This window comes from Telluria mixta, assembly GCF_029223865.1.
Lineage (GTDB): Bacteria > Pseudomonadota > Gammaproteobacteria > Burkholderiales > Burkholderiaceae_D > Telluria > Telluria mixta.
This window is the reverse complement of sequence record NZ_CP119520.1, coordinates 5145497-5168236: the sequence shown is the minus strand read 5'-3', so window position 1 is coordinate 5168236 and position 22740 is coordinate 5145497. Positions and strand designations below refer to the sequence as shown.

At 69.8% G+C, this 22740-nt stretch carries 22 protein-coding genes and 1 pseudogene; 16 read left to right on the top strand and 7 right to left on the bottom strand.

Annotated features, from left to right (window positions below; translation table 11 throughout):
- The first annotated feature begins 52 nt into the window (after positions 1–52).
- Positions 53–1240, top strand: coding sequence for a PEP-CTERM sorting domain-containing protein (locus tag P0M04_RS22945; RefSeq protein WP_259449471.1), 1188 nt, complete (start codon positions 53–55; stop codon positions 1238–1240).
- A 55-nt stretch (positions 1241–1295) separates the two neighbouring features.
- On the opposite strand, the gene P0M04_RS22940 is transcribed toward P0M04_RS22945, so the two are convergent.
- The 3 genes from P0M04_RS22940 to P0M04_RS22930 all read right to left on the bottom strand — a co-directional run bounded on the left by P0M04_RS22940 (position 1296) and on the right by P0M04_RS22930 (position 3784).
- On the bottom strand, positions 1296–2414 hold the full coding sequence (locus P0M04_RS22940; RefSeq protein WP_259449653.1) for a YncE family protein: 1119 nt from the start codon (positions 2412–2414) through the stop codon (positions 1296–1298).
- Positions 2415–2573: 159 nt separating this feature from the next.
- A complete protein-coding gene (locus P0M04_RS22935) occupies positions 2574–3413 on the bottom strand; it encodes a creatininase family protein (protein ID WP_259449472.1) in 840 nt (279 codons plus the stop codon).
- A 119-nt stretch (positions 3414–3532) separates the two neighbouring features.
- On the bottom strand, positions 3533–3784 hold the full coding sequence (locus tag P0M04_RS22930) for a hypothetical protein (protein WP_259449473.1): 252 nt from the start codon (positions 3782–3784) through the stop codon (positions 3533–3535).
- A 181-nt stretch (positions 3785–3965) separates the two neighbouring features.
- On the opposite strand from P0M04_RS22930, the gene P0M04_RS22925 reads away from it, so the two are divergent.
- The 5 genes from P0M04_RS22925 (at position 3966) to P0M04_RS22905 (ending at position 7475) form a co-directional block, all read left to right on the top strand.
- Complete coding sequence (locus tag P0M04_RS22925) at positions 3966–5174, top strand: cation:proton antiporter (RefSeq protein ID WP_259449474.1); 1209 nt, start codon at positions 3966–3968, stop codon at positions 5172–5174.
- 25 nt (positions 5175–5199) lie between these two features.
- Positions 5200–5745 carry a DNA-binding protein gene (locus tag P0M04_RS22920; protein WP_259449475.1) on the top strand — a complete coding sequence of 182 codons (546 nt, stop codon included), beginning with the start codon at positions 5200–5202 and terminating at the stop codon, positions 5743–5745.
- A gap of 70 nt (positions 5746–5815) precedes the next feature.
- Entirely contained in the window at positions 5816–6076 is a 261-nt protein-coding gene (locus tag P0M04_RS22915; RefSeq protein WP_259449476.1) for a hypothetical protein, read from the top strand.
- A complete protein-coding gene (locus P0M04_RS22910; RefSeq protein WP_259449477.1) occupies positions 6064–6684 on the top strand; it encodes an ABC transporter ATP-binding protein in 621 nt (206 codons plus the stop codon). The genes P0M04_RS22915 and P0M04_RS22910 overlap by 13 nt, the downstream gene beginning before the upstream one ends.
- A complete protein-coding gene (locus tag P0M04_RS22905; RefSeq protein ID WP_259449478.1) occupies positions 6681–7475 on the top strand; it encodes an ABC transporter permease in 795 nt (264 codons plus the stop codon). Before P0M04_RS22910 ends, P0M04_RS22905 begins: the two co-directional genes overlap by 4 nt.
- A gap of 6 nt (positions 7476–7481) precedes the next feature.
- On the opposite strand, the gene P0M04_RS22900 is transcribed toward P0M04_RS22905, so the two are convergent.
- Positions 7482–8243: a class I SAM-dependent methyltransferase gene (locus P0M04_RS22900; RefSeq protein WP_259449479.1), complete on the bottom strand. Its 762-nt coding sequence runs from the start codon at positions 8241–8243 to the stop codon at positions 7482–7484.
- 90 nt (positions 8244–8333) lie between these two features.
- On the opposite strand from P0M04_RS22900, the pseudogene P0M04_RS22895 reads away from it, so the two are divergent.
- Positions 8334–9130 (top strand): annotated as a pseudogene (locus tag P0M04_RS22895) (helix-turn-helix transcriptional regulator).
- A gap of 29 nt (positions 9131–9159) precedes the next feature.
- Positions 9160–10167, top strand: coding sequence for a ferritin-like domain-containing protein (locus tag P0M04_RS22890; protein ID WP_259449481.1), 1008 nt, complete (start codon positions 9160–9162; stop codon positions 10165–10167).
- Here P0M04_RS22890 and hpnA read toward each other — a convergent pair.
- Positions 10164–11165 carry a hopanoid-associated sugar epimerase gene (hpnA, locus tag P0M04_RS22885; RefSeq protein ID WP_259449482.1) on the bottom strand — a complete coding sequence of 334 codons (1002 nt, stop codon included), beginning with the start codon at positions 11163–11165 and terminating at the stop codon, positions 10164–10166. The genes P0M04_RS22890 and hpnA overlap by 4 nt on opposite strands.
- 146 nt (positions 11166–11311) lie before the next feature.
- Here hpnA and ispH point away from each other — a divergent pair, with 146 nt between their 5' ends.
- Genes ispH through P0M04_RS22855 form a run of 6 tightly spaced genes read left to right on the top strand, consistent with a single transcriptional unit; the run spans position 11312 to position 18010 of the window.
- The gene (gene ispH / locus P0M04_RS22880; RefSeq protein WP_259449483.1) at positions 11312–12256 is read left to right on the top strand and encodes a 4-hydroxy-3-methylbut-2-enyl diphosphate reductase; all 945 of its coding nucleotides are present in this window, start codon (positions 11312–11314) and stop codon (positions 12254–12256) included.
- A gap of 16 nt (positions 12257–12272) precedes the next feature.
- The gene (gene hpnH / locus P0M04_RS22875; protein WP_259449484.1) at positions 12273–13415 is read left to right on the top strand and encodes an adenosyl-hopene transferase HpnH; all 1143 of its coding nucleotides are present in this window, start codon (positions 12273–12275) and stop codon (positions 13413–13415) included.
- Positions 13415–14611 (top strand): bacteriohopanetetrol glucosamine biosynthesis glycosyltransferase HpnI, encoded by a 1197-nt coding sequence (gene hpnI, locus P0M04_RS22870; protein ID WP_259449654.1) that lies wholly within the window; start codon positions 13415–13417, stop codon positions 14609–14611. The genes hpnH and hpnI overlap by 1 nt, the downstream gene beginning before the upstream one ends.
- 35 nt (positions 14612–14646) lie before the next feature.
- On the top strand, positions 14647–16077 hold the full coding sequence (gene hpnJ / locus P0M04_RS22865; protein WP_259449655.1) for a hopanoid biosynthesis associated radical SAM protein HpnJ: 1431 nt from the start codon (positions 14647–14649) through the stop codon (positions 16075–16077).
- Complete coding sequence (gene hpnK / locus P0M04_RS22860) at positions 16074–16988, top strand: hopanoid biosynthesis-associated protein HpnK (RefSeq protein WP_259449485.1); 915 nt, start codon at positions 16074–16076, stop codon at positions 16986–16988. Before hpnJ ends, hpnK begins: the two co-directional genes overlap by 4 nt.
- Positions 16985–18010 carry a lysylphosphatidylglycerol synthase domain-containing protein gene (locus P0M04_RS22855; RefSeq protein WP_259449486.1) on the top strand — a complete coding sequence of 342 codons (1026 nt, stop codon included), beginning with the start codon at positions 16985–16987 and terminating at the stop codon, positions 18008–18010. Before hpnK ends, P0M04_RS22855 begins: the two co-directional genes overlap by 4 nt.
- On the opposite strand, the gene P0M04_RS22850 is transcribed toward P0M04_RS22855, so the two are convergent.
- Positions 17992–18603: an MlaC/ttg2D family ABC transporter substrate-binding protein gene (locus P0M04_RS22850; RefSeq protein WP_259449487.1), complete on the bottom strand. Its 612-nt coding sequence runs from the start codon at positions 18601–18603 to the stop codon at positions 17992–17994. The two genes, P0M04_RS22855 and P0M04_RS22850, sit on opposite strands and share 19 nt — an antisense overlap.
- A gap of 113 nt (positions 18604–18716) precedes the next feature.
- Here P0M04_RS22850 and hpnN point away from each other — a divergent pair, with 113 nt between their 5' ends.
- The gene (gene hpnN / locus P0M04_RS22845) at positions 18717–21341 is read left to right on the top strand and encodes a hopanoid transporter HpnN (protein WP_259449488.1); all 2625 of its coding nucleotides are present in this window, start codon (positions 18717–18719) and stop codon (positions 21339–21341) included.
- Positions 21338–22078 carry an MlaA family lipoprotein gene (locus P0M04_RS22840; RefSeq protein ID WP_259449489.1) on the top strand — a complete coding sequence of 247 codons (741 nt, stop codon included), beginning with the start codon at positions 21338–21340 and terminating at the stop codon, positions 22076–22078. Before hpnN ends, P0M04_RS22840 begins: the two co-directional genes overlap by 4 nt.
- Here P0M04_RS22840 and P0M04_RS22835 read toward each other — a convergent pair.
- Complete coding sequence (locus tag P0M04_RS22835) at positions 22042–22737, bottom strand: phosphorylase family protein (protein ID WP_259449490.1); 696 nt, start codon at positions 22735–22737, stop codon at positions 22042–22044. The two genes, P0M04_RS22840 and P0M04_RS22835, sit on opposite strands and share 37 nt — an antisense overlap.
- Positions 22738–22740: the final 3 nt, after the last annotated feature.

Here is a 22740-nt window from a genome sequence, read left to right as displayed (position 1 = left end):
ACAGAAGTGTCACAACACCTCCTCATCGTTTGATCAACTCAAAGGAAACAACATGCTGAAAACTACCCTGAATGCTGCAGTCCTGGCCGCCGTGAGCGCGATCGCACTGGCCCCGACCTTCGCGCACGCGTCCGTCCTCACGTTGACGACCGATAAAGTCGCCTTCGACGTGAACAACTCGGTCTCCGACACACTCGGCGCCAGGACCGCGAGCACGAACGGCAGCACCAGCGGCACGGCGAACACGAACATGGATGCCCAGCAGAAAGCCGCGGTCGCCCTGTTCGACAAGAGCAAGGGCGTGCTGACGGGCGCCACCGTCAATCTGGCGTCGACCTACAAGCAGACGACGAGCGTCACGGTGAACAACGGCGGCACGAATGCGAACGACAGCGGTACGTATACGGCTTCGGGCAAGGGCAGCAGCTCGATCAGCCTGGGCATCCCGACCGGCGTCACCGGCGCGTCGGCCTCGCAGAGCAATCTCCAGGATGGCTGCAGCTACACCGGCAAGATCAAGACGGGCTGCAACGACGGTGTCAGCTACAAGGAAGTGAACAACAACACGACGGTGGGCAGCAACTCGCTGAACGCCTACGTCGGCAACGGCAGCGGCAGCTTCCTTGCCGACCTGCTGGCCGTCTCGAACGTCGCCGAGACGACGTCGAACCAGTTCGCCACCGATGCCACGACCACGTCGACGATCAACTGGAAAGGCGACCTGAGCGCCACCTACACCTACCTGCTGCACGCTGCCCAGTCGTTCGACGGCAAGTCGGCGGTGACCGAGCTGACGCTGGATTTCGGCGACGTCTACCTTAATGACCTGGTGAAGGCCAAGGATTTCTCGATCGCGAACCTGGCCGACACCGACCGTGTGGGCCTGAAGCTGACCGGCGTGGCGGAAACCGACGCGAACAACGTGTTCTCGACCGACCTGTCGCTGTTCAACAATCTGGCGCAAGGCGGCTCGAACGGGTACACGGTGTCGTTCCTGGCCACCACGCTCGGCAAGAACACCGCGACATACAAGCTGACCCTGGCCGACGCGAATCCTGACGTCGCATTCGCTTCCGACAGCCTGGGCAAGGGCTATAACCTGACGCTGAACCTGACGGCGAACGTGGTGGAACGCCAGGCCGACGCCACCGGCGGCCAGGTGCCGGAACCCGCGTCGCTGATGCTGCTGGGCCTGGGTGCCGCCGGCCTTGCAGCAGCACGCAAGCGCCGCCAGTCCTGACCTGCCGCAGCGCGCGCGGCGACCATGACCGCGCGCGCTGCCGCCGATGAGCGGATCAGCGCAGGTTGCCCGTGTGGCCCAGCGAGTAGCGGCCCGGCTGCGGCCAGACCGTCAGGCCGTGCGGTTCGCCGCCGACCTTCACCTTCTGCATGTCGCCCGTCTTCGTGTCGATGCGGTAGACGACGTCGTCGAAGCGGCCAGACAGCCACAACCACTTGCCGTCCGCGCTGACGTTGCCCATGTCCGGGCTGCCGCCGCCCGGTACCGGCCAGTTCGCGACGATCTTGCCGGTGGCGAAGTCCAGCACGCCAACGCTGCCCTTGCCTTTCGGTTTGCCATGGATGCGGTGCGTGCCGCGGCTCGCGATGTACAGGTATTTGCCGTCGCGGCTCGGGTACAGGCCGTGCGTGCCGATGCCGACGGTGACGAAGCCGATCTCCTTCAGGTTGTCGCCGTCCACCACGTGCACGCCGTCCGCGTCCATGTCGGCGATGTAGAAGCGCTTGCCGTCGGGTGAAATGCGGATGTCCTGCGGCATGCCCTTCTTCGACGTGCAGATCTCGCTGGCGTCCGGCGCCGTCGGGTCGACGCCTTCGCGGAAGCGCGTGGACGGCATCGTCAGCTTCAGGTAGCCGAGCACCTTGCGCTCCACGAGGTCGATCTTCGCGAGGCTGCCGTCGAATTCGCACGTGAACAGCGCATAGCGGCCGTCGATCGAGAACTCCGCGTGGTTGATGCCGCCGCACTTCGGCACCTCGATCGCGTACTGCATCGCCATCGTGTGCGGGTCGCGGAAGTCGAGACGGTGGCGCGCTTCCGCCACGACGATGGCCGACCTGCCGTCCGGCGTGAAGTACATGTTGTACGGGTCGTCGACCGGGACGTTCGCCCCGGGCTTGCCGGTACGCGGATCGATCGGCGTGAGGCTGCCCTCGGCGGTGCGCTCGGCATTGTTCGCGACCCACAACGTGCGCAGGTCCCACGACGGGATCACGTGCTGCGGGCTCTTGCCGACCTTGAAGCGGTCGACGACTTTCATCGTCGCGGGATCGATGACGCTGACGTCGTTCGAACGCAGGTTCGGCACGTACACGCGTTCCAGGTCGCCTTTCACGGCGGGGCTCAGCTGCCTGATCTCGCTGTAGACGTTGTCCGGATCGACGACGCGCGGCATGCCGGGCACGGACACGACGGCCGTGGATGCGGTGTGTGCCGGCGCGGGCACGGACGCGGGCGCGGTCGCATCGACGAAGCGCGACGCGACGACGCCGCCGGCCACGACGGCCAGGGCCAGGACGGCACCGATGGTGGTTTTGGATGACACGATGGCTCTTTACTTTCGATGGGAGGGATTCGGAATCGGTTCGCGGGCGGCACGGATCGCGGCGACCGACGCATCGACGATGCGTTCGACGCCGATGCGGCCGAGGTCCGCCGTGGCACGGGTCGGATCGCCATGCACGCCCGCGCGCACGCCGCCGCGGCTGCCCGCCGCGCTCTGCGCGGGACGCACGAGCGCCGGGTCGGCGGCCAGCGACAGCGCCGTGTCCGCGAGGCCCGCGTGCGTGCCGATCTCGGCGTCCGTGAAGCCGCGCTGTTTCAGGTCGGCGTTGAACGTGGTCGTGGCGGCGTCGTAATAGGCGCCCAGCGCATGGGCGCGGCAGCCGCCGCTGCGGTTCACCCGCGCGGCGGCCTTCGCTTCATTCGTTTGATAGCCGCCGTGGTCGCCCAGGAAGAACACGTCGCGCATACCGTGCTGGCACAGGCTCTTCGCGGTGGATTCCAGCAGCGCCTCGAACGCGGCGTCCGGGATCGAGATCGTGCCGGCGAAGCGCATGTGCGCGGCCGGCGGCGCGATCGCCCCTTCCGGCACGTAGGCGACGACGGGCGCGACGACGGCATCGCCGAGCTTCGCGGCGATGCGTCCCGCCAGCACGCGGGCGCGGACGTTGTGCTTGCCGAGGACGATGTGCGGGCCGCTCTGCTCGGTGCCGCCGATGGGCACGAGTGCCGTCGTGGTGCCGGCCGCGATGCGGTCGCGCAGTTCCGGCGACGTCATGTCGTCGAGATAGACGCCGGGAGATACCGACGAGGCGGCAAACCCTGCGAGAGGCAGGGCAAGGCTGGCAATCGCCAGCGCCCGCCGGACGACCGAAGTGTGCAGGTGAAGCATGTGATCCGTGTTCCTGATGCTTTACAACTATTGTAGAGCATCCGTGCCGACGGGGCGGAACGCGGACCGGGAAATTTTATTACAGGACCATTACAGTTGGATCCTGGTGACAGTGTGCCTCAACCCTCGCGGCGGCTCGTGCCGCGGTCCGCCGTCGCCGCGGCATTGTCCGGCGTCTGGACGGCGTCGCCGGTGCGATCTGATTGCATGCTGTCGCCCGCCCGTGCGGCGTTGCCCGTACCCCCGGGGACCGGTTCCGTGGCGCTGCCGTGACTGCTCTGCGGCCTGCCCGGCGGGTTGACGTTGCTCTCCGGCGCCGCCGCCGGGAAATCCGTGTAGCGGCCTGACTGGTTGCGTTTGTCTTCTTTCATTGCAGCCTCCTGAGTGATCACCCTGCATGTGGGTACGGCACCGACCGTGGCCAATCAGACATTGCGACGCCGGCGTGTAGGAAGAGGACTATCACTTTTGCTAGTCATGAAATCCTTTTCATATGTTCAATTTCTCGCTACCATCCCCATTACATAATTACGTAATACAACAAGGAGACCCATGAGCACCACCGAAATCTTCCTGCTCGCGATGCTGATCATCTTCGTCGTGCCCTATGCCATCTGGCGCCTCTTCCGCACGGATTACGTCGCGCCGCTCGTCATCGTCCAGATCATCATGGGCGTGGTGCTCGGCCCCGGTGTGCTGGGCGCGGCATTCCCCGAATATCATAAATTCGTGTTCAACCCGGACGTCGTGAAGACGCTGAACGGCATCGCCCAGTGGGGCGTCATGCTGTTCGTGATGCTGGCCGGCATCGAGCTCGACCTCAAGAAGGTATGGACCTACCGCCGCGAGAGCGCGACGACGGCCGGCCTGGCGCTGGGCACGCCGCTGCTGTTCGGCTGCGCGGCCGCCGTGCTGCTGATGGCCTATCCGGGCTGGATGGGCGCGAAAGCGGCGCCGTGGCAGTTCACGCTCGGCACGGGCATGGCTTGTGCCGTGACGGCGTTGCCCATTCTCGTGCTGCTGATGCAGAAACTCGACATCCTGCGCCTGCCGATGGGTCAGCGCATCCTGCGCTACGGCAGCCTGGACGACGTCGCGATCTGGGGCGTCCTCGCCCTCATCCTGCTGGACTGGGAACGCATCGGCCGCCAGCTCGGCTTCCTCGCCGCGTTCGCCGTGCTGACGTTCGTATTCCGCCGCCTGATGACCCGCCTGGACCGGAGCGACCGCTGGTACGTGGCGCTGATCTGGCTGATCGCCTGCGGATTCGGCGCCGACTGGGCCGGCCTGCACTTCATGGTGGGCGCGTTCCTGGCGGGTGTCGTGATGGATGCCGACTGGTTCGAACAGGAACACCTGGATATGCTCTTCCAGAACATGCTGCTCGTGCTGATGCCCGTGTTTTTCCTCAGCACCGGCCTGCGCACGAAATGGGACCTGGGCGGCTACGCCGTGTTCTTCGCCGCCGGCCTGCTGCTGTTCGCCTCCGTTGCGGGCAAGCTGGCCGGCGCCCACGTCGCCGGGAGGATCCTGAAATGGAAGGACGGCGAGGCATCGATCATCGGCTGGCTGCTGCAGACGAAAGGCCTCATCGAGATCATCTTCGCCAACATCCTGCTCGACAAGCAGATCATCACGAGCGAGACGTTCACGGCGCTGCTTTTGATGGCCGTCGGCAGTACAATGCTGACTGTCCCGGTCGTGCATCCGAAACTGAATCGCGTGCAGCACCGCGGACTGGTGAATCAGGCCAGTTCCTGATCGGATTCGACGAAGTGGAGTACTCATGGCGCGCAGCGGACTTACGAAATCACAGGTCAGGGAAGCCCGCGACCGGCTGCTGGCGGAGGGCCGCCACCCCTCCGTCGACGCGGTGCGCCATGCGCTGGGCGACAGCGGGTCCAAGTCGACCATCCACAAATACCTGAAGGAGCTGCGTGCCGATGACGGCACCGCGGATGCCGTGCCGGGCATGCGCCGCGAAGACACGGGCCGCGCGCTGCACGCCCTCGTCGACGAAGTGGCCGACCGCCTGCACGCCGACTTCGACGAGCGCATGCGCATGCTGCGCGCCGCCCACGACGAGGCGCTGCGCGCGCGCGACCGCGAACTGGCGGAACTGCGCAGCACCGTCGCCACCCTGACCGCGCGTGTAAAGCAGCTGGAGCTGGAAGCGCAGTTCGGCGCCGACGAGGCGCCCCTGCGCCACTGGCAGGACCGCCCCGGCGTGCCGGGCGGCTTCGGCCACTTCGACAACACCCTGCTGAACTCCCGCTCCGCAGTACGCGACATCTCCCCGTTCGACCTGATCCGCGCCGCCGCCCGTTCGTGATCGCCACCGCACGGACGCGCCGCCGCGGACGTGTTACAACGTGACGACCGATCGGACTGGAGAGCGAACGATGCTAAAACTGGACAACATGGACCGCGCGCGCGTGGACCGGCTCGGCGCACTGGCGGCGCACGTCGTGGAACACGCACTGGCCTCGGGGCTGGCCTGGGACGAAGCGATCCTCGCCTTCGGCATCGCCGCCACGGCCCTCGCGATGAAGGCCTCCGACCAGGGCGCCGGCACGCCCGAGCAATGCGCCGCGCAGGCCGAGCGCCGCCTGAAATCCGGCATGACGCAGAGCGCGGACGTGTTGCGCGCATGGCTGGGTTGAGCGCGACAGTCCTCTTGTCCGCACGCGACCTGGTCTCGCCGTTCGGCGGACCATTCACGTTCGACGTACACGCGGGCGAATGCATCGCGATCCAGGGTCCGTCCGGCGCCGGCAAAAGCGTCCTGCTGCGGATGCTGGCCGACCTCGACCCGCACGACGGCGACGCCCTGCTCGACGGCCGGGCCGCGTCGTCGATGTCCGCACCCGACTGGCGCGCCGCCGTCGTCTACCAGGCGGCCGAACCGGCATGGTGGGAGGATACGGCCGGGGCGCACTTCGCCAATGCCTTCCCGGCCTTCATGGACAGCACGCTGGCCGCCCTCGGCCTGTCCCCGGCCCTGCTGGACACGGAGATCACGCGCCTGTCGACGGGCGAGCGCCAGCGCCTCGCCCTCGTCCGCTCGCTGGCCCGGCGCCCGCGCGTGCTGCTGCTCGACGAACCGACGGCCGCCCTCGACCCCGACGCCGTCGCCCGCGTGGAGGCGCTGCTGCGCGACCGGCTGGCGGACGGCATGGCCGTTCTGGTCGTCACGCACGCAATGGAGCAGGCGCGCCGCCTCGCGCAGCGCATCTTCCGGCTCGAACACGGAAAGCTGACGACGACATGAATGCGATCCATCTGGGCACCTGGGACCTGGTCGCGGCCGCGATCCTGATCGTCCTGGACGCCGCGCTGTCGCTCGCACTGGGCCTCGGGCTGCACCGCCAGATCCTCGTCGCGGCCGTGCGCATGGTGGCGCAGCTGGCCATCGTCGGCCTCGTGCTGCGCCACGTGTTCGCCACCAGCTCCGCGGCGGCGACGCTCGCCGTCGTGCTGTTCATGATCGCGGCCGCCGCGCGCGAAGTGGCGACCCGGCCGAAGCAGCGCTTGAAGCGCCACATGAACTACCGGATCAGCGCCGCGGTCGTCTCGTGCGCCGGCGTCGCGACCGTGCTGCTGGCACTGACGACGGCCGTGCGCCCGACGCCGTGGTACGAACCGCGCTACGCGATCCCGCTGATGGGCATCGTCCTCGGCAGCGTGCTGAACGCCGCCAGCCTCGCGCTGGACGGCATCCTCGACGGCGTCGTGCGCGAGCGCGCCCGCATCGAGGCGCGGCTCGCACTCGGGACGCCGTTCCGCGTGGCCATCGGCCCGCTCGTGCGCAACGCGACGCGGCGCGGCATGATCCCCGTCGCGAACCAGATGTCCGCCGCCGGCATCATCACCCTGCCCGGCATCATGACGGGCCAGCTGCTCGCGGGCATGGACCCGATCGAAGCCGTCAAATACCAGATCCTGCTGATGTTCCTGCTGGCCGGCGCGAGCGGCCTGGCGTCCGTCGGCGCCGCGCTGCTGGCCGTGCGCGCCCTCAGCGACGACCGGCAGCGGCTGCGCGTGGACCGCTTACTTGGCTAAGGGCGGCTAGACTGGACGGGCCGCGATGAGGACCGTGTCGACCGTGAAGCTGCCGTCCTCCCCGATCTCGAAATAGTCTTTTACTTCGCTCGCCGCGCGCGCCTGCAGCGAACGGATCGCGGCCACGTGGACGTCGGGCGTGCGCATCCGCGCGATCCACGGACCGAACTCCAGGCGCAGCCTGTACGTGACCACGTCATCGACCGCGAAGCCGACGGCCGCCAGCGTCGTCTTCCATTCTTCCACCGACGCGTTGCGCACGTGGGACGGGTCGCGCAGCAGTTCCAGCGTCTGCAGCCACGTGTCCAGCAGCGGCACGCCGGGCGAGACGACGTCCATGAACAACGCCAGGCCATCCTGCCTGACGACGCGGCGCATCTGCGCGAGCCCGTCCCGGAACGCGCCCCAGTGGTGCGCGCTGTAGCGGGTGGCGACGACGTCGAACGACGCATCCGGACACGGCAACGCCTCGGCCGCCCCCTGCTTCGTGACGAGATTGTCCAGGCCCCGCTTGCGGGCTTCGCCGGCGACCGTCTCCAGCATCGGCGCGGACAAATCGTACGCGACGACCTTGCCGACCTGGCCCGCCATGCGGAACGCCACATGGCCGCCGCCGCAACCCATGTCCAGCGCGACGGCATCCGGCCGGTGGCCGATCAGGTCCGCCATCCGCTCCAGGTCGGCGCCGGCGGCGTGCACGGCGCTGGTGAGGTAGGCCTCGGCGCGGGAATCGTATTGTTCGAGGACGGTGGCGTCGTGGTTGTGCATGTTGGCTCCAAGGGTTTTTATCGTGGGGCTATTGTCTGCCCGGCCAATTCCTGTTACAAGGAGCCTGCTTATCCTAGTATAAGGAGCACCATGACCGACACGCACCAGCGCCAGATGCTCGGCGCGTTCATCCGCGCCCATCGCGCGCGCCTGACGCCCGCCAGGCCCGGCATCCGTCGCCGCACGCCAGGCCTGCGGCGTGAAGAACTGGCCGACGCGGCCGGTCTCGGCGTCACATGGATCACGTGGCTGGAACAGGGCCGCGACGTGCAGCCGTCCGTGGCGGCGCTGTCGCGCCTGGCCGACGCGCTGCAACTGTCCACGGCCGAGCGCGCGTCGCTGTTCGACCTCGCCGGCAAGAAAGACCCGCGCGCGGCGCCCGATCACGTCGACGACCTGTCACCCGCGTTGCTGGCCTTGCCAGGGCTGATGTCCGCGCCGGCCTACCTGCTCGACCACACGTGGACGGCACGCGCCTGGAACGATGCGGCGGCCGCGCTGTTCGTCGGCTGGCTGGACGCGGACGCTGCCGACCGCAACCTGCTCCGCTACGTCTTCCTGCATCCCGCCGCGCGCGAGCTCATCGTGGACTGGGATACGCGGGCACGGCGGCTGGCGGCGGAATTCCGGGCCGACTACCACCGCCGGCCGGCCGACGGGGACATGCAGGCGCTGGTCGAGCAACTGTGCAGGGACAGTGTGCTGTTCGCACAGTGCTGGGACAAGCAGGACGTGCTGCACCGGGAAGGCGGCGAGCGGCGGTTCCGGCATCCCGTCCGGGGGAGCTGGGATTCGTGCAGACGACGTTGCTGGTGGCGTTGCAGATGGAGATCAAGCTGGTGTGCCTGGCAAGGGAACCTCGCGTGTCCGGGCCGGTCGATACGTAAAAGATGCGTTTCGTGTCGAAAGGATGTACATGGACGCCTACGCGACGGATGCGTTCGACGTTGCCGATCTGGTGCCCGGCTTCCGGCCTCCGCCGCAGCCCGCGCCCGGCCACGACGAGGCGCAACTGGCCGCGGCCGATGCCCGCATGCGGCACTGGCGCGACCCGGCCGGCGGTCCGCTGGTCCCCGGGTCGGCCCGCCACGCCGACGCCGCGTGCCGCATGTTCCACGACACCTTCAACCCCTACCGCCCCGCCGTGCTGGACTGGCCCATCCTGGAACCGGCAGTGCGCGACCGCATCGTCGCGCTGCCGATCTGGGACATCGCCGTCCAGACGGAAGGCAAGGCGCGCCTGCGCATGGCAGCCTATGCCGGGACCCTGCGCGATCCCGGCATGCGCGACGCCCTCGCGCTGAACGCGTGGGAAGAGCAGCGCCACAAGGACGTGCTCGCGCGCATGGTTGCAGCCTACGGCATCGACCTCGCGCCCGAACCCGTCCAGCGCCCGCCGCGCGATCCGGAATGGGCCTACCTCGTCACCGGCTACAGCGAATGCATCGACAGCTTTTTCGCGTTCGGCCTGTTCGCCCTGGCGCGGCAATCCGGCCTGTTTCCGCCCGCGCTCGTCGACACGTTCGAGCCCGTGATGCAGGAAGAGTGCCGCCACATCCTCCTGTTCGCCAACTGGGCCGCCTGGCACCGCGCCCGCCTGCCCTTCCTGCGCCGCGTGCGCTTCGAAGCGAAGGTCGCCGCCGTCTGGGCGTTCCTCGCGTGGGAGCGCATCGGCCTCGCACGCGCCATCGACGCGGACGCAGACGCCGATGCACGCGCGCAGGACAATAACTTCACGCTGCACGGCGCACAATCGGTGGCGGACGACGGCGTCGGCGTCCGCGACCTGCTCGCACTGTGCCTCGCAGAAAACGACCGGCGCTTTGCCGGGTACGACGAACGGCTGCTGCGCCCCCGCACCGTGCCGCGCCTGGCCCGGCTCGCGCTAAGGTTAACCAGGCTGACGAGGCTGTTCGGCCGCTAGTCGAGATAGCCTTCCCGCCCGAACCACGCGACCGCCGCCCGCACGCCGGCAACATACGGCCCGGGCCGGTAGCCCAACTCGCGCTCCGCCTTCCCGGACGAAAAGAACATCCGGTTGCGGGCCATCTTCAAGCCGTCCACCGTCAGGAACGGCTCGCGCCCACGCAGCCGCGCGATCGCCTCGGCCGCGTGCGCCAGCGGCACCAGTGGCGCGGCCGGCAGTCGTACGCGCGGCGGCCGGCGGCCCATGAGTTGCGCGATCTCGCCCAGCAGCTCGCACAGCATCACGTTCTGCCCGCCGAGGATGTAGCGCTCGCCCACGCGCCCATGCGCGAGCGCGAGCAGGTGACCTCGCGCCACGTCCTCGACGTCGACCACATTCAGTCCCGTCTCGACGAACGCCGGCATGCGCCCCCGCGCCGCCTCGACGATGATGCGCCCCGTGGGCGTCGGCCGCACATCGCGCGCACCGACCGGCGTCGACGGGTTGACGATCACGGCCGGCAAGCCGTCCTGCGCGACCATGCGCTCGACGAGCCGTTCGGCCGCTACCTTGCTGCGCTTGTACGCGCCGATCGCTTCATGCTCCGCCAGCGGCTCGTCTTCCGTGGCCGCCACGGTCGACGGCCCCACCCGCAACGTGGCCACGCTGCTGGTGACGGCCGCGCGCTCGACCCCGGCGGCCAGCGCGGCCCGCATCACGGTCGCCGTGCCCTCCAGGTTGTTGCGCGCGATCTCGCCAGGGTCCGGCGCCCACAACCGGTAATCCGCTGCGACATGCAGCAGGAAGCGCACCCCGGCCAACGCACGCCCGACCGCGGCGGCGTCGCGCATGTCGCCTGCGACGATCTCGGCGTCGAGTCCCGACAGATTGCGGCGCGGGCTGCTCGGGCGCACCAGGGCACGGACGGCATACCCCTCTGCCAGCGCCGCGCGCGCCACGGCGGCACCGACGAACCCGGCCGCGCCCGTGACCAGCACGAGGTCCCTCCCCGCCACGATGGCCTCCTTCCGGCATCCATCCGCAACGCATTCTAACGAAATATGCGATGCGCATACGCATCTGGATCAAACGCGGCGTGCGAACTTGCGCGCCGGCGCGGACTCCAACCTGCACCGAACGGAAAGCACCGCAGAGAACCGTCATGCATGTGATCCTAGCCCAGCCGCGCGGGTTTTGCGCGGGCGTCGTCCGAGCCATCGAGATCGTCGAGCGCGCACTCGAACGGCATGGTGCGCCCGTGTATGTGCGTCACGAAATTGTCCACAACAAAGCCGTCGTCGACGGGCTGCGCACCAAGGGCGCCGTGTTCGTCGAGGACCTGGACGAAGTGCCGCCGCGGGCGGTGACGATCTTCAGCGCCCACGGCGTCGCGCGCACGGTCGAGTCCGATGCCCACGCGCGCGCCCTGCGGGTGCTGGACGCGACCTGCCCGCTCGTCGCCAAGGTCCACATCCAGGGGCGCCAGTACGCGGCCAGCGGCCGGACCGTCATCCTGATCGGCCACCCCGGCCACCCGGAGGTGGAGGGCACGATGGGGCAGATCGACGGCCTCGTGCTGCTCGTGCGCGACGAGCGCGAGGCCGAGGCCCTCGACCTGCCGCCCGACACACCGGTCGCCTACGTGACGCAGACGACGCTCAGCGTGGACGACACGCGCGGCGTCATCGCGGCCCTGCGGCGGCGTTTCACGGACATCGTCGGTCCCGACGTGCGCGACATCTGTTATGCGACGCAAAACCGCCAGCGCGCCGTGCGCGACCTGTGCCGCCAGGTCGACGTGCTGCTCGTCGTCGGGGCGCCGAACAGTTCGAATTCCAACCGGCTGCGCGAGATCGGCGCGGAGACCGGCACCCCGACCTGGCTGCTGGCCGACGGCGGCGAGCTCGACCCCGCCTGGGTGGCGGGCGCGGCAGTGGTCGGGATCACGGCCGGCGCGTCCGCGCCCGAGGCCATGGTCGAGAACGTGATCGACGCCCTGCGCGCGCTCGGGCCCGTCGAGGTGTCGACGATGAACGGGATCGAGGAACACATCGAATTCCGGCTGCCGCGCGCGCTCGCGGACGAACCCCGGACCGGCCTGGACTGATTGCGAGGATACCGGCATGGCGATCCCGTTCCTGCAAAAAGCCCTGGTCGGCGCCTACGTGCTGCGCAAGCACCTGGCCGGCGAGCGGCGCTATCCGCTCGCATTGATGCTCGAGCCGCTGTTCCGCTGCAACCTGGCATGCGCGGGCTGCGGCAAGATCGATTATCCGGGCGAGATCCTCGACCAGCGCCTCTCGGTCGACGACTGCCTCGGCGCGGTGGACGAATGCGGGGCCCCTGTCGTCTCGATCGCGGGTGGCGAGCCGTTGCTGCACAAGGACATGCCCGCGATCGTCGCCGGCATCGTGGCGCGCCGCAAGTTCGTCTACCTGTGCACGAACGCGTTGCTGCTGGAGCGGCAACTCGACCAGTACCGCCCGAGCCCGTTCTTCACATGGTCCGTGCACCTCGACGGCGACGAGGACATGCACGACCGCTCGGTCTGCCGGCCGGGCGTGTACCGGCGCGCGGTGGCCGCCATCCAGCGTGCCAAGGCGGCGGGTTTCCACGTCAACGTCAATTGCACGCTGTTCGACGATGCCCGCCCGGAGCGGGTGGCGCGCTTCTTCGACACGTTGAAGGAGATGGAAGTCGACGGCATCACCGTGTCGCCCGGCTATGCCTACGAACGCGCGCCGGAACAGCAGCATTTCCTCGCCCGCAATCGGACGAGGCAATTGTTCCGGGACATACTCGCACGCGGCGAAGGCGGACGCCGCTGGGCGTTCAGCCAGTCCAGCCTGTTCCTCGACTTCCTCGCGGGGAACCAGACCTACCGCTGCACGCCGTGGGGCAACCCGACGCGGACGGTATTCGGCTGGCAGCGCCCCTGCTACCTGCTCGGCGAAGGCTATGCCGCATCGTTCCGGGAATTGATGGACGACACCGACTGGGACGCGTACGGCACGGGCCGCTACGAGAAATGCGCGGACTGCATGGTGCACAGCGGCTACGAGGCGAGCGCCGTGCGGGATACGCTCGCCCGTCCCCTCGTCGCCGCCCGCGTCGCGCTGCGGGGCGTCGTCACCGACGGGCCGATGGCACCCGACATTCCGCTGGGTGGCCAGCGGCCCGCGCAACACGTGCATGCGCAGCAGGTCGCCATCCGGCTGGAAGAGATCCGCGGCCGCAAGGCCGGGCTCAAGAGAGGCGCCCGATGATGCCGTCGTTCGCCACGCTGGCCGGCACGGCGCTGACGGTGCTCGCGACGCTGTACGCGCTGGCGGCCCTGTTCTGCCGCGGCCGCGTCCGCCGCGTCGACGTCGTGCGCGTCGGCCTCGTGCGCGCCGACCGGCAGCCCGCCTGGACGCCCGTCACCGTGCTCAAGCCCCTGTGCGGCGCCGAGCCCCGGCTGGAAGAGAATCTCGCCGGCCTGTGCACGCAGACGCATCCACATGTCCAGCTCGTGTTCGGGGTCCGCGATCCGGCCGACCCGGCCATTGCCGTCGTGGAGCGGCTGGCCCGGCGCTTCCCCGCCGTCGACATGCGGCTCGTCGTCGACCCGCGCGACCACGGCAGCAACCGCAAGGTAAGCAACCTCATCAACATGATGCAGGCCGCACGCCATCCCTGGCTCGTGCTCGCCGACAGCGACATCGCCGTCGGGCCCGATTACGTGGCGCGCGTGACCGCGCCGCTGGCCGAGCCGCAGGTCGGCATCGTCACCTGCCTGTACCACGGCCGGCCGCTGGACGGCTTGTGGCCGCGGATCGGCGCACTGTTCATCGACACGTGGTTCGCACCGTCGGTCCGCGTCGCGAGCAGCGGCGGCAGCTGCGCCTTCGCGTTCGGTGCGACGATCGCCGTGCGGGCGGCGACGCTGCGGGCGATCGGCGGCATCGAGGTGCTGAAGAACCGCCTGGCCGACGATTACCGGCTCGGCGAACTCGTCCGCGGCCTGGGCCTGGAGACGGTGCTGTCCGACGTCAACGTGGGAACCGACGTGACCGAACGCAGCCTGCGCGCGCTGTGGGCACGCGAGCGGCGCTGGATGCAGACGATCCGCTCGCTCAATCCGCTCGGCTACGCCTTGTCCTTCATCACCTTCACGCTGCCGATGCTGCTCCTGGGCGTGTACCTCACGCCGACGGCGGGGAACGCGGCGCTCGCACTCTGCGGTGCGACGGCGCGCATCGGCCTGCACTGGCGCAGGCCGGCGCCGGATGTCCCCGCCCCCGGTCATGCGTGGCATGCCCCGCTGCGCGACGTCCTGTCGATGCTGGAGTGGGCGAGCGCCTTTGCCGGGACGACGACGCACTGGCGGCAGCACCGCCTGCCCATCGACACGGGCCGGGCGGCGGCACCGGACCGGCCTTCCGCCGCGCCCGCTTCGCACGACCGGCCGTCCTGGCGCTAACCATCATGGACACCACGGACATGACGACGGCAATGCTGAAAACCCTGTTCCTGCAGGCACCGTCGTTCGACGGCTTCGACGGCGGCGCCGGCTCGCGCTACCAGGCGAAGCGCGAGATCCGCTCGTTCTGGTATCCGACCTGGCTGGCCCAGCCCGCCGCCCTCGTGCCCGGCAGCCGGCTGCTCGATGCCCCGGCGGACGGTCTGTCCGTCGCCCAGGCGCTGGACGTCGCGCGGCAATACGACCTCGTGATCATCCACACGAGCACGCCCTCGTTTCCGGGCGACGTGCGCTTCGCCGCGATGCTCAAGGACATCCATGCGGCCGTACGCGTCGGCATGGTCGGCGCCAAGGTCGCCGTCGATCCCGGCGGGTCGCTGCAGGCAGGCAGTGCCGTCGACTTCGTCGCGCGCGAGGAATTCGACTACACCTGCCGCGACATCGCGGGGGGCCTGCCGCTGGCGGAGGTCGATGGCGTCAGCTGGCGGGATGCAGGCGGTGCGATCCATCACAACCCGCCCCGCGCGATCATCGAAGACATGGACGCGCTGCCGTTCGTCGCGCCCGTGTACCGGCGCGACCTGAACATCCGCAATTATTTCATCGGCTACCTGAACTATCCGTACGTGTCGCTGTACACGGGACGCGGATGCCGCTCGCGCTGCACGTTCTGCCTGTGGCCGCAGACCGTCGGCGGGCATCGCTACCGCACGCGCTCCGCGGACAACGTGCTCGCGGAAGTCCGCTGGATCCGGGAGAACATGCCGGAAGTGAAGGAAATCATGTTCGATGACGACACGTTCACGGACTTCCGCCCGCGCGCCGAAGAAATCGCACGAGGTCTCGGCAAGCTGGGCGTGACGTGGTCGTGCAACGCGAAGGCGAACGTGCCCTATTCGACGCTCAAGATCATGAAAGAAAACGGCTTGCGGCTGCTGCTGGTGGGCTACGAGTCCGGCGACGATCAGATCCTCCTGAACATCAAGAAGGGATTGCGGACCGACATCGCACGGCGCTTCGCCGCCGACTGCCGCGCGCTCGGGATCACCGTGCACGGTACGTTCATCCTCGGCCTGCCCGGCGAGACGAGGGAGACGATCGCGAAATCGATCGCATTCGCCAAGGAGATCAACCCGCACACGATCCAGGTCTCGCTGGCGGCGCCGTACCCGGGCACCCGGCTGTACGAACAGGCGCTGGAAAACGACTGGATACCGCCGCACAAGACCATTCCGCTCGTCGACGGCAGCGGCGTGCAACTGGCCGCGCTCAGCTATCCGCACCTGTCGAGCGACGAGATCTACCATGGCGTGGAACAGTTTTACCGCAGCTTCTATTTCCGTCCCTCGAAGATCTGGGAAATCGTCAGCGAGATGCTGCAGAGCTGGGACATGACGCGGCGGCGCCTGCGCGAAGGCGTCGAATTCTTCCATTTCCTGCGCGCCCATGGCGCTTCCCATTCATGAGCACGCTGCGTGGACGGGGCCTCATCGTCACCGCCGACGACTTCGGCCTGCACCCGAGCGTGAACGCGGCCGTCGAGCGCGCGCATCGGGACGGTATCCTGACCGCGGCCAGCCTGATGGTGGGCGCGCCGGCCGCCCGGGATGCGGTCGACCGTGCGCACGCGTCGCCGGGACTGCGGGTCGGCCTGCACCTCGTCCTGGCCGACGGCGCGTCCGTACTGCCGCCGCGGGCGATCCCCGATCTCGTCGATGCGCAGGGTCGCTTCGGTGCGCGCATGGTACGCGACGGTGCGCGCTTCGTCTGCCTGCCGCGCGTACGCCGCCAGCTGGCGCTGGAGATCCGTGCCCAGTTCGAAGCGTTCGCCGTCACGGGTCTTGCGCTCGACCACGTCAATGCGCACAAGCATTTCCACCTGCATCCGACGGTCCTGTCGCTCATCATGGGTATCGGACGCGAGTTCGGGCTGCGGTCCGTCAGACTGCCGCGTGAAACGGGACCGCCCGGGATATCTTCGACATGGTGGCTCCGTCCCTGGCTGGCGCTGCTCGAAGCCAGGCTGGACGCCGCCGGCATCCGCCACAACGACTACTTAATGGGCACCCACCAGTCCGGGCGCTTCGACGAGGCGGCCTTGCTGGATGCACTGTGCAATTTGCCGACGTCCGGCATCGGCGAGCTGTACCTGCATCCGGCGCTCGCGTCGGGCGCGGCGATCGCGCCTTCGATGCGCGGCTACCGCCACGCCGCCGAGTTCGCGGCCCTCGTCTCGCCGCATGTGCGAGCGGTGTGCGGCGCCCTCCGCGCCCAAGGCTGGCGCTTCGGCGGATTCACGGACCTTGTCGCAGCGGCAGGCGACCCGCGTGGCACATGGGCCGACGATGCCGTCACGGGCGGCACCGGCGGCCCATGAGCCGCACCGGCACGATGGGCTGGCTGGCCTGGTCGGCATCCATCGCCGGGCTCGCGCTGCTGGCCGCGCTCGTCGTCGCGGAAGGCTGGTCCGGCATCGTGGGCGCGTTCGAGCGGGCCGGCTGGGCGCTGCTGCTCGTCGTGCCGGCCCGCGTCGTCACGCAGGCGCTCGACACCCGCGGGTGGCGGGTGCTGCTCGCGCCGTTCGACCCCGGGCGCGCGGCGGGCCCGCTGTTCCTGTTGTGGGTCGCGTTCGTGCGCGAGGCCGTCAACCGGCTGCTGCCGGTGGCGAACATCGGTGGCGAGGTCGCCGGGGTGCGGCTGGCCTGCGTGCGGGTGTCCGACACGGCGGGCGTCACGGCCAGTGTTGTCGTGGAAGTGTTGCTGACCATCGTCGTGCTGTATCTCTTCTGCGGCGCCGGTGCTGTGCTGATGCTGAAGCTGGCGGCCGGGCCGGGCCTCGTCGGCATCGTCGCGGCGGCGCTGGCGCTGTCGCTGCCGCTACCATTGCTGGCGTGGTGGCTGCTCCGCCATGGCGCGCCGTTCGCGCGGCTGGAACAGTGGGCGCTGCGCCTGCTGGGGCCGCGGAACCGGATCGCGCCGCACCTGGACGGCGCCGCCATCGATGCCGCCATCGGCCGCCTGTTCCGGCAACGCGGCCGCCTCGCGCGGGCGGCGGCGTGGTCGCTGCTGGCCAACGTACTGGGCACGTTCGAGACGTGGTTTGCGCTGGCCCTCCTCGGCCATCCCGTCGGCCTGCAGGCCGCGCTCGCCATCGAGGCGCTCACGCAGGCCGTGCGCCACGCCGGCTTCATCGTGCCCGCCGGCCTGGGCGTGCAGGAAGCCGCCGTGCTGTTGTTCGGCCAGCTGGCCGGCGTGGGCGGGGATGTGGCGCTGTCGCTGGCACTCGTCAAGCGCATGCGCGAAGTCGCGACCGGCGTTCCCGCCCTCGTCTCCTGGCATTGGTTCGAGGTGCGCCGGCTGCGCCTGCTCAGGGTCCTCGCTCAGGGTCCCCGGTTGTGAGCAGCCAGGTACCTGACGAGGCCGTCGATACCTTCCGCCGTCAGCCGGGCCGCGAACTGCTGGCGGTACACCTGGATCATCCACGCGCCCATCATGTTGATGTCGTAGATCTTCCAGCCGGCCGGCGTTTTATGCATCCGGTAGTCGATCGGCATCGTGTCGCCGCCCGTGACCACGGTGGTCCTGACGACGGCGTCGGTGGCGTTCGGGGCGGGACGGCCCGCCGGCGCGTAGCGGAACTGCATGTTTTCCTGCTGGATCTGCGTCAGCTGGATGGCGTACGTGCGCGCCAGCAGGGTCTGGAACTCGCGGAACAGCGCCTCGCGCTGGGCCGGTGTCGCCTGCGCCCACGCGCTTCCCACCGCGTACTGCGTCGTCAGCATGAAGTCGGTGGACGGCAGGAAGTCGCGCCGCACGATCGCCAGCGTCCGCTCGGGGTCGCCCGCACGCGCGCCGGGGTCGCCGCGGATGGCCGTCATGACCTTGTCGATGGTGCTTCTCAACGTTTGTTCCGGCGTGCGCTCGGCCGTCTGCCCGGCACAGGCCAGCGGCATCGAAAAGACAAAGGCGAACAGGAATGGAGACAGTTTCATGGGAGCCTCGATCAACACGTCCATAGGACCGTCTACCGGCCATCCGTGTTCCCGCGCACGGCTGCGCCAGATCATGCGGTGACCCGGGCCGCATCCGGTCTAATGAACGCACCATGCTGACTCACCAGATTGCCAGGCTCGTCCACCTGTCATGCCGCCACCCGTGGGCGGTGGTCGGGGCGTTCGTCCTGCTGGTCCTTGCATCCGGGCTTTATGTCGCGCGCCATTTCGCGATCAATACGGACGTTGGGCAGTTGATCGACGCGAACGCCCCGTGGGCCCGGCGCGACGCCGCCATCGCCGCCGCGTTCCCGAACCGGGGCGACACGACCCTGGCAGTCGTCCGGGCGCCCGCGCCCGAGTTCGCGGCGCAGGCGGCCCGGGAACTGGCCGACCGCCTGCGCCGCCAGCCCGCGCTGTTCCGCGCGGTGGACCTCGGCGCCGGTGACGATTTCTTCTGCCGCAACGGCTTGCTGTACCTCGACGCCGCCGAGGTCCGCGACCTGACGGCGCGCCTCGTCGACGCGCGTCCCCTGCTCGATGCGCTCGCGCGCGACCCGTCGCTGCGGGGCATCGCGAACCTGCTGTCGGTCACCTTGGGCGCGCCCCTGCTGACGGGCCAGGTCACGCTCCCGCAGATGGCGCCGCTGCTGGCGCGCAGCGCCGCGACAGTCGAGGACGTCCTCGCCGGACGGAACGCCGCCCTGTCCTGGCAGGCACTTGCAACCACCGGCGCAGCCACCGAGCCCGGCCTCGTGGAAGTCCGGCCCGTGCTCGACTACGCCGCCCTGCTGCCGGGCGCCGCGTCCAGCGACGCGATCCGCGCGGCCGCCGCCGACCTGCGGCTGGCCGAACACTATGGCGCCCAGGTCACGCTGACGGGGCCCGTGCCGCTGTCGGACGACGAGTTCGCCTCGCTGCAGGAAGGCTCGCCGCTCGTCGGCAGCATCCCCGTCGTGATCGTGCTCGTGCTGCTGTGGCGCGCGGTGCGTTCGGCACCGCTCGTGCTGGCGCTGTGCATCACGATGCTGGGCGGCCTGGCGCTCACGGCCGCGCTGGGGCTCATCATGGTGGGGGCGCTGAACCTGATTTCCATCGCGTTCGCGATCCTGTTCGTCGGGCTCGGGATCGATTTCGGGATCCAGTTCGGCATGCGTTTCCGCGAACTGCGGCGTGTGCGGCCCGGTACCGGCACGGCGCTGCTGGCGACGGCGCGCGCGCTCGCGCTGCCGCTCACCCTCGCGGCGACGGCCACCGCGTTCGGCTTCCTCGCCTTCCTGCCGACGGCCTACCGCGGCGTGGCCGAGCTGGGGCAGATCGCGGGCGTGGGCATCCTGTGCGTCGCCCTGCCCGCCTGCCTGACCGTGCTGCCCGCGCTGATCCGCATCAGCGATCCGCCGGCGGGGCTGCTCGCGCCCGGCTACCCATGGCTGGCCGGCATCGACCACGCGCTCCAGACCCACCGCAAGACGGTGCTGGCGGCGACGCTGGCGCTCGTCGGGGCCGGCATTCCCCTGCTGTGGCGCCTCGAGTTCGACTTCGATCCGCTGCACCTCAAGAACCCCGGCAGCGAGTCGATGGCGACGCTGGCGTCGCTCGCGCGCGGCACCGACATCGGCCTCGACAACGTGCAGGTGCTCGCCCCGTCGCTGGCGCAGGCGACCACGCTGGCGGCGCGCCTGGAACGCCTGCCCGACGTCGCCCATGTCCTGACGGCGGCCAGCCTCGTCCCCGACGGCCAGACCGGCAAACTGGACGCCATCGCGGCCGCCGCCGCCCGCCTGCTGCCCGTGCTGGAGATGTCGCCCATCGCACCGGCGTCGGACCCGCAGCGCGCGGCGGCGCTGCGCACGGCCGCGCTGTCGCTGCACAACGCGGCGCTCGACCATCCCGGGCCCGGGGCGGCCGAAGCGTCACGGCTCGCGCGGGCGCTCGCTGCCCTGGCACGGGCGGGGCCGGCCGCCCGCGACCGTGCCGACCAGGCGCTGGCGGGAACGCTGCGCCTCGCGCTGGACGCCCTGCGCCTCGCACTGCAGCCGCAACCCGTCACGCTGGCGACCCTGCCCGCCCCGATGCGCCGCAACTGGATCGCGCCCGATGGCCGCGCGCTCGTCGACGTCAGCCCAAGGCGGCCGACGGGGCCGACGGGAACGAGCCGCGAGGACGCCAGCCGGCTGCGCCGCTTCACCGATGCCGTGCTGCGCATCGCGCCGGATGCGGCCGGCGGGCCGATCTCCGTGCGCCATGCGGCGGACCTGATCATCGCCGCGTTCGTGCAGGCGGCGCTGCTGGCCGTCGTCACCATCGCGCTGCTGTTGTGGATCGCGTTCCGGCGCGTGGGCGACGTGCTGCTGACGATGGTGCCCCTGCTCGTGTCGAGCCTGGTCACGCTGGAGGCCTGCGTGCTGCTGCGCATCCACCTGAATTTCGCGAACATCATCGCGCTGCCGCTGCTGCTGGGCGTCGGCGTCGCGTTCAAGATCTATTACATCATGGCGTGGCGCGCGGGGCAGCCGGCCCGGCTGGAACATCCGCTCACGCAAGCGATCGTCCTCAGCGCGGCGACCACCGGCACCGCATTCGGCAGCCTGTGGCTGTCGCACCACCCCGGCACCGCCAGCATGGGCAAGCTGCTGGTGCTGGCGCTGGTCTGCACCCTGATCGGCGCCGTGTTCTTCCAGCCCGTCCTGCTGGGGCAGCCCCGCGCCCCGGCTCCTGCCGAACGAGGACCGCCATGACCCATCCGCCGCCGCGCCGGCTCGTTGCGACCACGCTGCTGTTACTCCTGTCCGGCTGCGCCACCGGCCCGGAACGTGACAAGGCCGATCCGCTGGAACCGCTCAACCGCGCCACGTACCGCTTCAACGACTCGCTCGACCGCCACATTGCACAACCGGTCGCGCGCACGTACAACCGTGCCGTGCCGCGCTTCGTCCGCACCGGCGTCGAGAATGTCTTTTCCAACCTGGGCGACGTCACCGTGATGCTGAACGATTTCGCCCAGTTGCGCCTGATGGACGGCATGAACGACCTGATGCGCGTGGCCGTCAATTCCACGTTCGGGCTGCTGGGCGTGCTCGACATCGCCACGCCGGCCGGCATCGCCAAGCGCGACCAGGACTTCGGCCTCACGCTGGGCCACTACGGCGTACCGGCCGGTCCCTACCTCGTGCTGCCGCTGTTCGGCCCGAGCACGTTCCGCGACACGGCCGGCTTCGCCGTCGACCAGTACGGCTCGCCCGCCACATACGCGAAGCCGGCGCTGCGCAACACGCTGTGGGGCGCCGACTTCGTCAGTACCCGGGCCCGCTACCTGAACGCGACCAACCTGCTGGAGCAGGCCGCGCTGGACCGCTATCTGTTCGTGCGCGATGCCTACCTGGGCCGGCGACGCGCGCAGCTCGACGAAGGCAGGGAGACGCCGCTGCCAGACTATGGTCAGAACGATGGCGGCAAGGACGACGTCACCAGATAGCGCCCCAACGCCGGCCCGAGCCGCGCGCGCACTCGCAACAGCGAACGCCGCGCCACCCACGCCTCGCCCGCCAGCACGCACAGCGGCACGATCTGCCCCGGCGCACCGGCCAGGCTGCGCAGCACGGGCCAGACCCCGCCGACGTCCAGGCCGGCCAGCGCGGCCGCGGGCACGTTGCGCCAGGCCGGATCGAGCACGACGCGGCACGCCGCGAACGGCAGGCCGTGGCGCCGTGCGGCCAGCGCGGCCGCATGGGTTTCCATATCCACGGCGATGGCGCCCGCCTCACGCCACAGGGCGGCCTTGGCGGCGGCCGTGGCGAGGGGCGCGTCCGTGCCGGCGAGCAGTCCCGGCCGGGCGCCCGTCACGCGGTCCAGCAGCACGCGCGACCAGTCAGGGTCCGTCGCGATGACGCCGTCCGGCGTCAGCACGCTCGTGGCCACGACGCAGTCGCCGCTGGCGAGTTCCGGGTCCAGGCCGCCGGCGCACCCGAAGCTGATGATGCCGCCCCAGCAACCGTCGCCGTCCAGCATCGCGTGCAGCCGCTGCGCGACCCGCCACGGCCCGGGGCCATGGATGCACACGACGCCGGGCCCGTCCGCGATCGCGGCCTCGAACGGCATGCCGCAGACGGCGAGCACGCGCGCCGCATCGGCCACGGC

Excerpts from the sequence above, each read along its gene's own strand:
- P0M04_RS22945 (WP_259449471.1), top strand. The coding sequence starts at position 53 with ATGCTGAAAACTACCCTGAATGCTGCAGTCCTGGCCGCCGTGAGCGCG.
- P0M04_RS22940 (WP_259449653.1), bottom strand. The coding sequence starts at position 2,414 with ATGCCGCGCGTCGTCGATCCGGACAACGTCTACAGCGAGATCAGGCAG.
- P0M04_RS22935 (WP_259449472.1), bottom strand. The coding sequence starts at position 3,413 with ATGCTTCACCTGCACACTTCGGTCGTCCGGCGGGCGCTGGCGATTGCC.
- P0M04_RS22930 (WP_259449473.1), bottom strand. The coding sequence starts at position 3,784 with ATGAAAGAAGACAAACGCAACCAGTCAGGCCGCTACACGGATTTCCCG.
- P0M04_RS22925 (WP_259449474.1), top strand. The coding sequence starts at position 3,966 with ATGAGCACCACCGAAATCTTCCTGCTCGCGATGCTGATCATCTTCGTC.
- P0M04_RS22920 (WP_259449475.1), top strand. The coding sequence starts at position 5,200 with ATGGCGCGCAGCGGACTTACGAAATCACAGGTCAGGGAAGCCCGCGAC.
- P0M04_RS22915 (WP_259449476.1), top strand. The coding sequence starts at position 5,816 with ATGCTAAAACTGGACAACATGGACCGCGCGCGCGTGGACCGGCTCGGC.
- P0M04_RS22910 (WP_259449477.1), top strand. The coding sequence starts at position 6,064 with ATGGCTGGGTTGAGCGCGACAGTCCTCTTGTCCGCACGCGACCTGGTC.
- P0M04_RS22905 (WP_259449478.1), top strand. The coding sequence starts at position 6,681 with ATGAATGCGATCCATCTGGGCACCTGGGACCTGGTCGCGGCCGCGATC.
- P0M04_RS22900 (WP_259449479.1), bottom strand. The coding sequence starts at position 8,243 with ATGCACAACCACGACGCCACCGTCCTCGAACAATACGATTCCCGCGCC.
- P0M04_RS22890 (WP_259449481.1), top strand. The coding sequence starts at position 9,160 with ATGGACGCCTACGCGACGGATGCGTTCGACGTTGCCGATCTGGTGCCC.
- ispH (WP_259449483.1), top strand. The coding sequence starts at position 11,312 with ATGCATGTGATCCTAGCCCAGCCGCGCGGGTTTTGCGCGGGCGTCGTC.
- hpnH (WP_259449484.1), top strand. The coding sequence starts at position 12,273 with ATGGCGATCCCGTTCCTGCAAAAAGCCCTGGTCGGCGCCTACGTGCTG.
- hpnI (WP_259449654.1), top strand. The coding sequence starts at position 13,415 with ATGCCGTCGTTCGCCACGCTGGCCGGCACGGCGCTGACGGTGCTCGCG.
- hpnK (WP_259449485.1), top strand. The coding sequence starts at position 16,074 with ATGAGCACGCTGCGTGGACGGGGCCTCATCGTCACCGCCGACGACTTC.
- P0M04_RS22855 (WP_259449486.1), top strand. The coding sequence starts at position 16,985 with ATGAGCCGCACCGGCACGATGGGCTGGCTGGCCTGGTCGGCATCCATC.
- P0M04_RS22850 (WP_259449487.1), bottom strand. The coding sequence starts at position 18,603 with ATGAAACTGTCTCCATTCCTGTTCGCCTTTGTCTTTTCGATGCCGCTG.
- hpnN (WP_259449488.1), top strand. The coding sequence starts at position 18,717 with ATGCTGACTCACCAGATTGCCAGGCTCGTCCACCTGTCATGCCGCCAC.
- P0M04_RS22840 (WP_259449489.1), top strand. The coding sequence starts at position 21,338 with ATGACCCATCCGCCGCCGCGCCGGCTCGTTGCGACCACGCTGCTGTTA.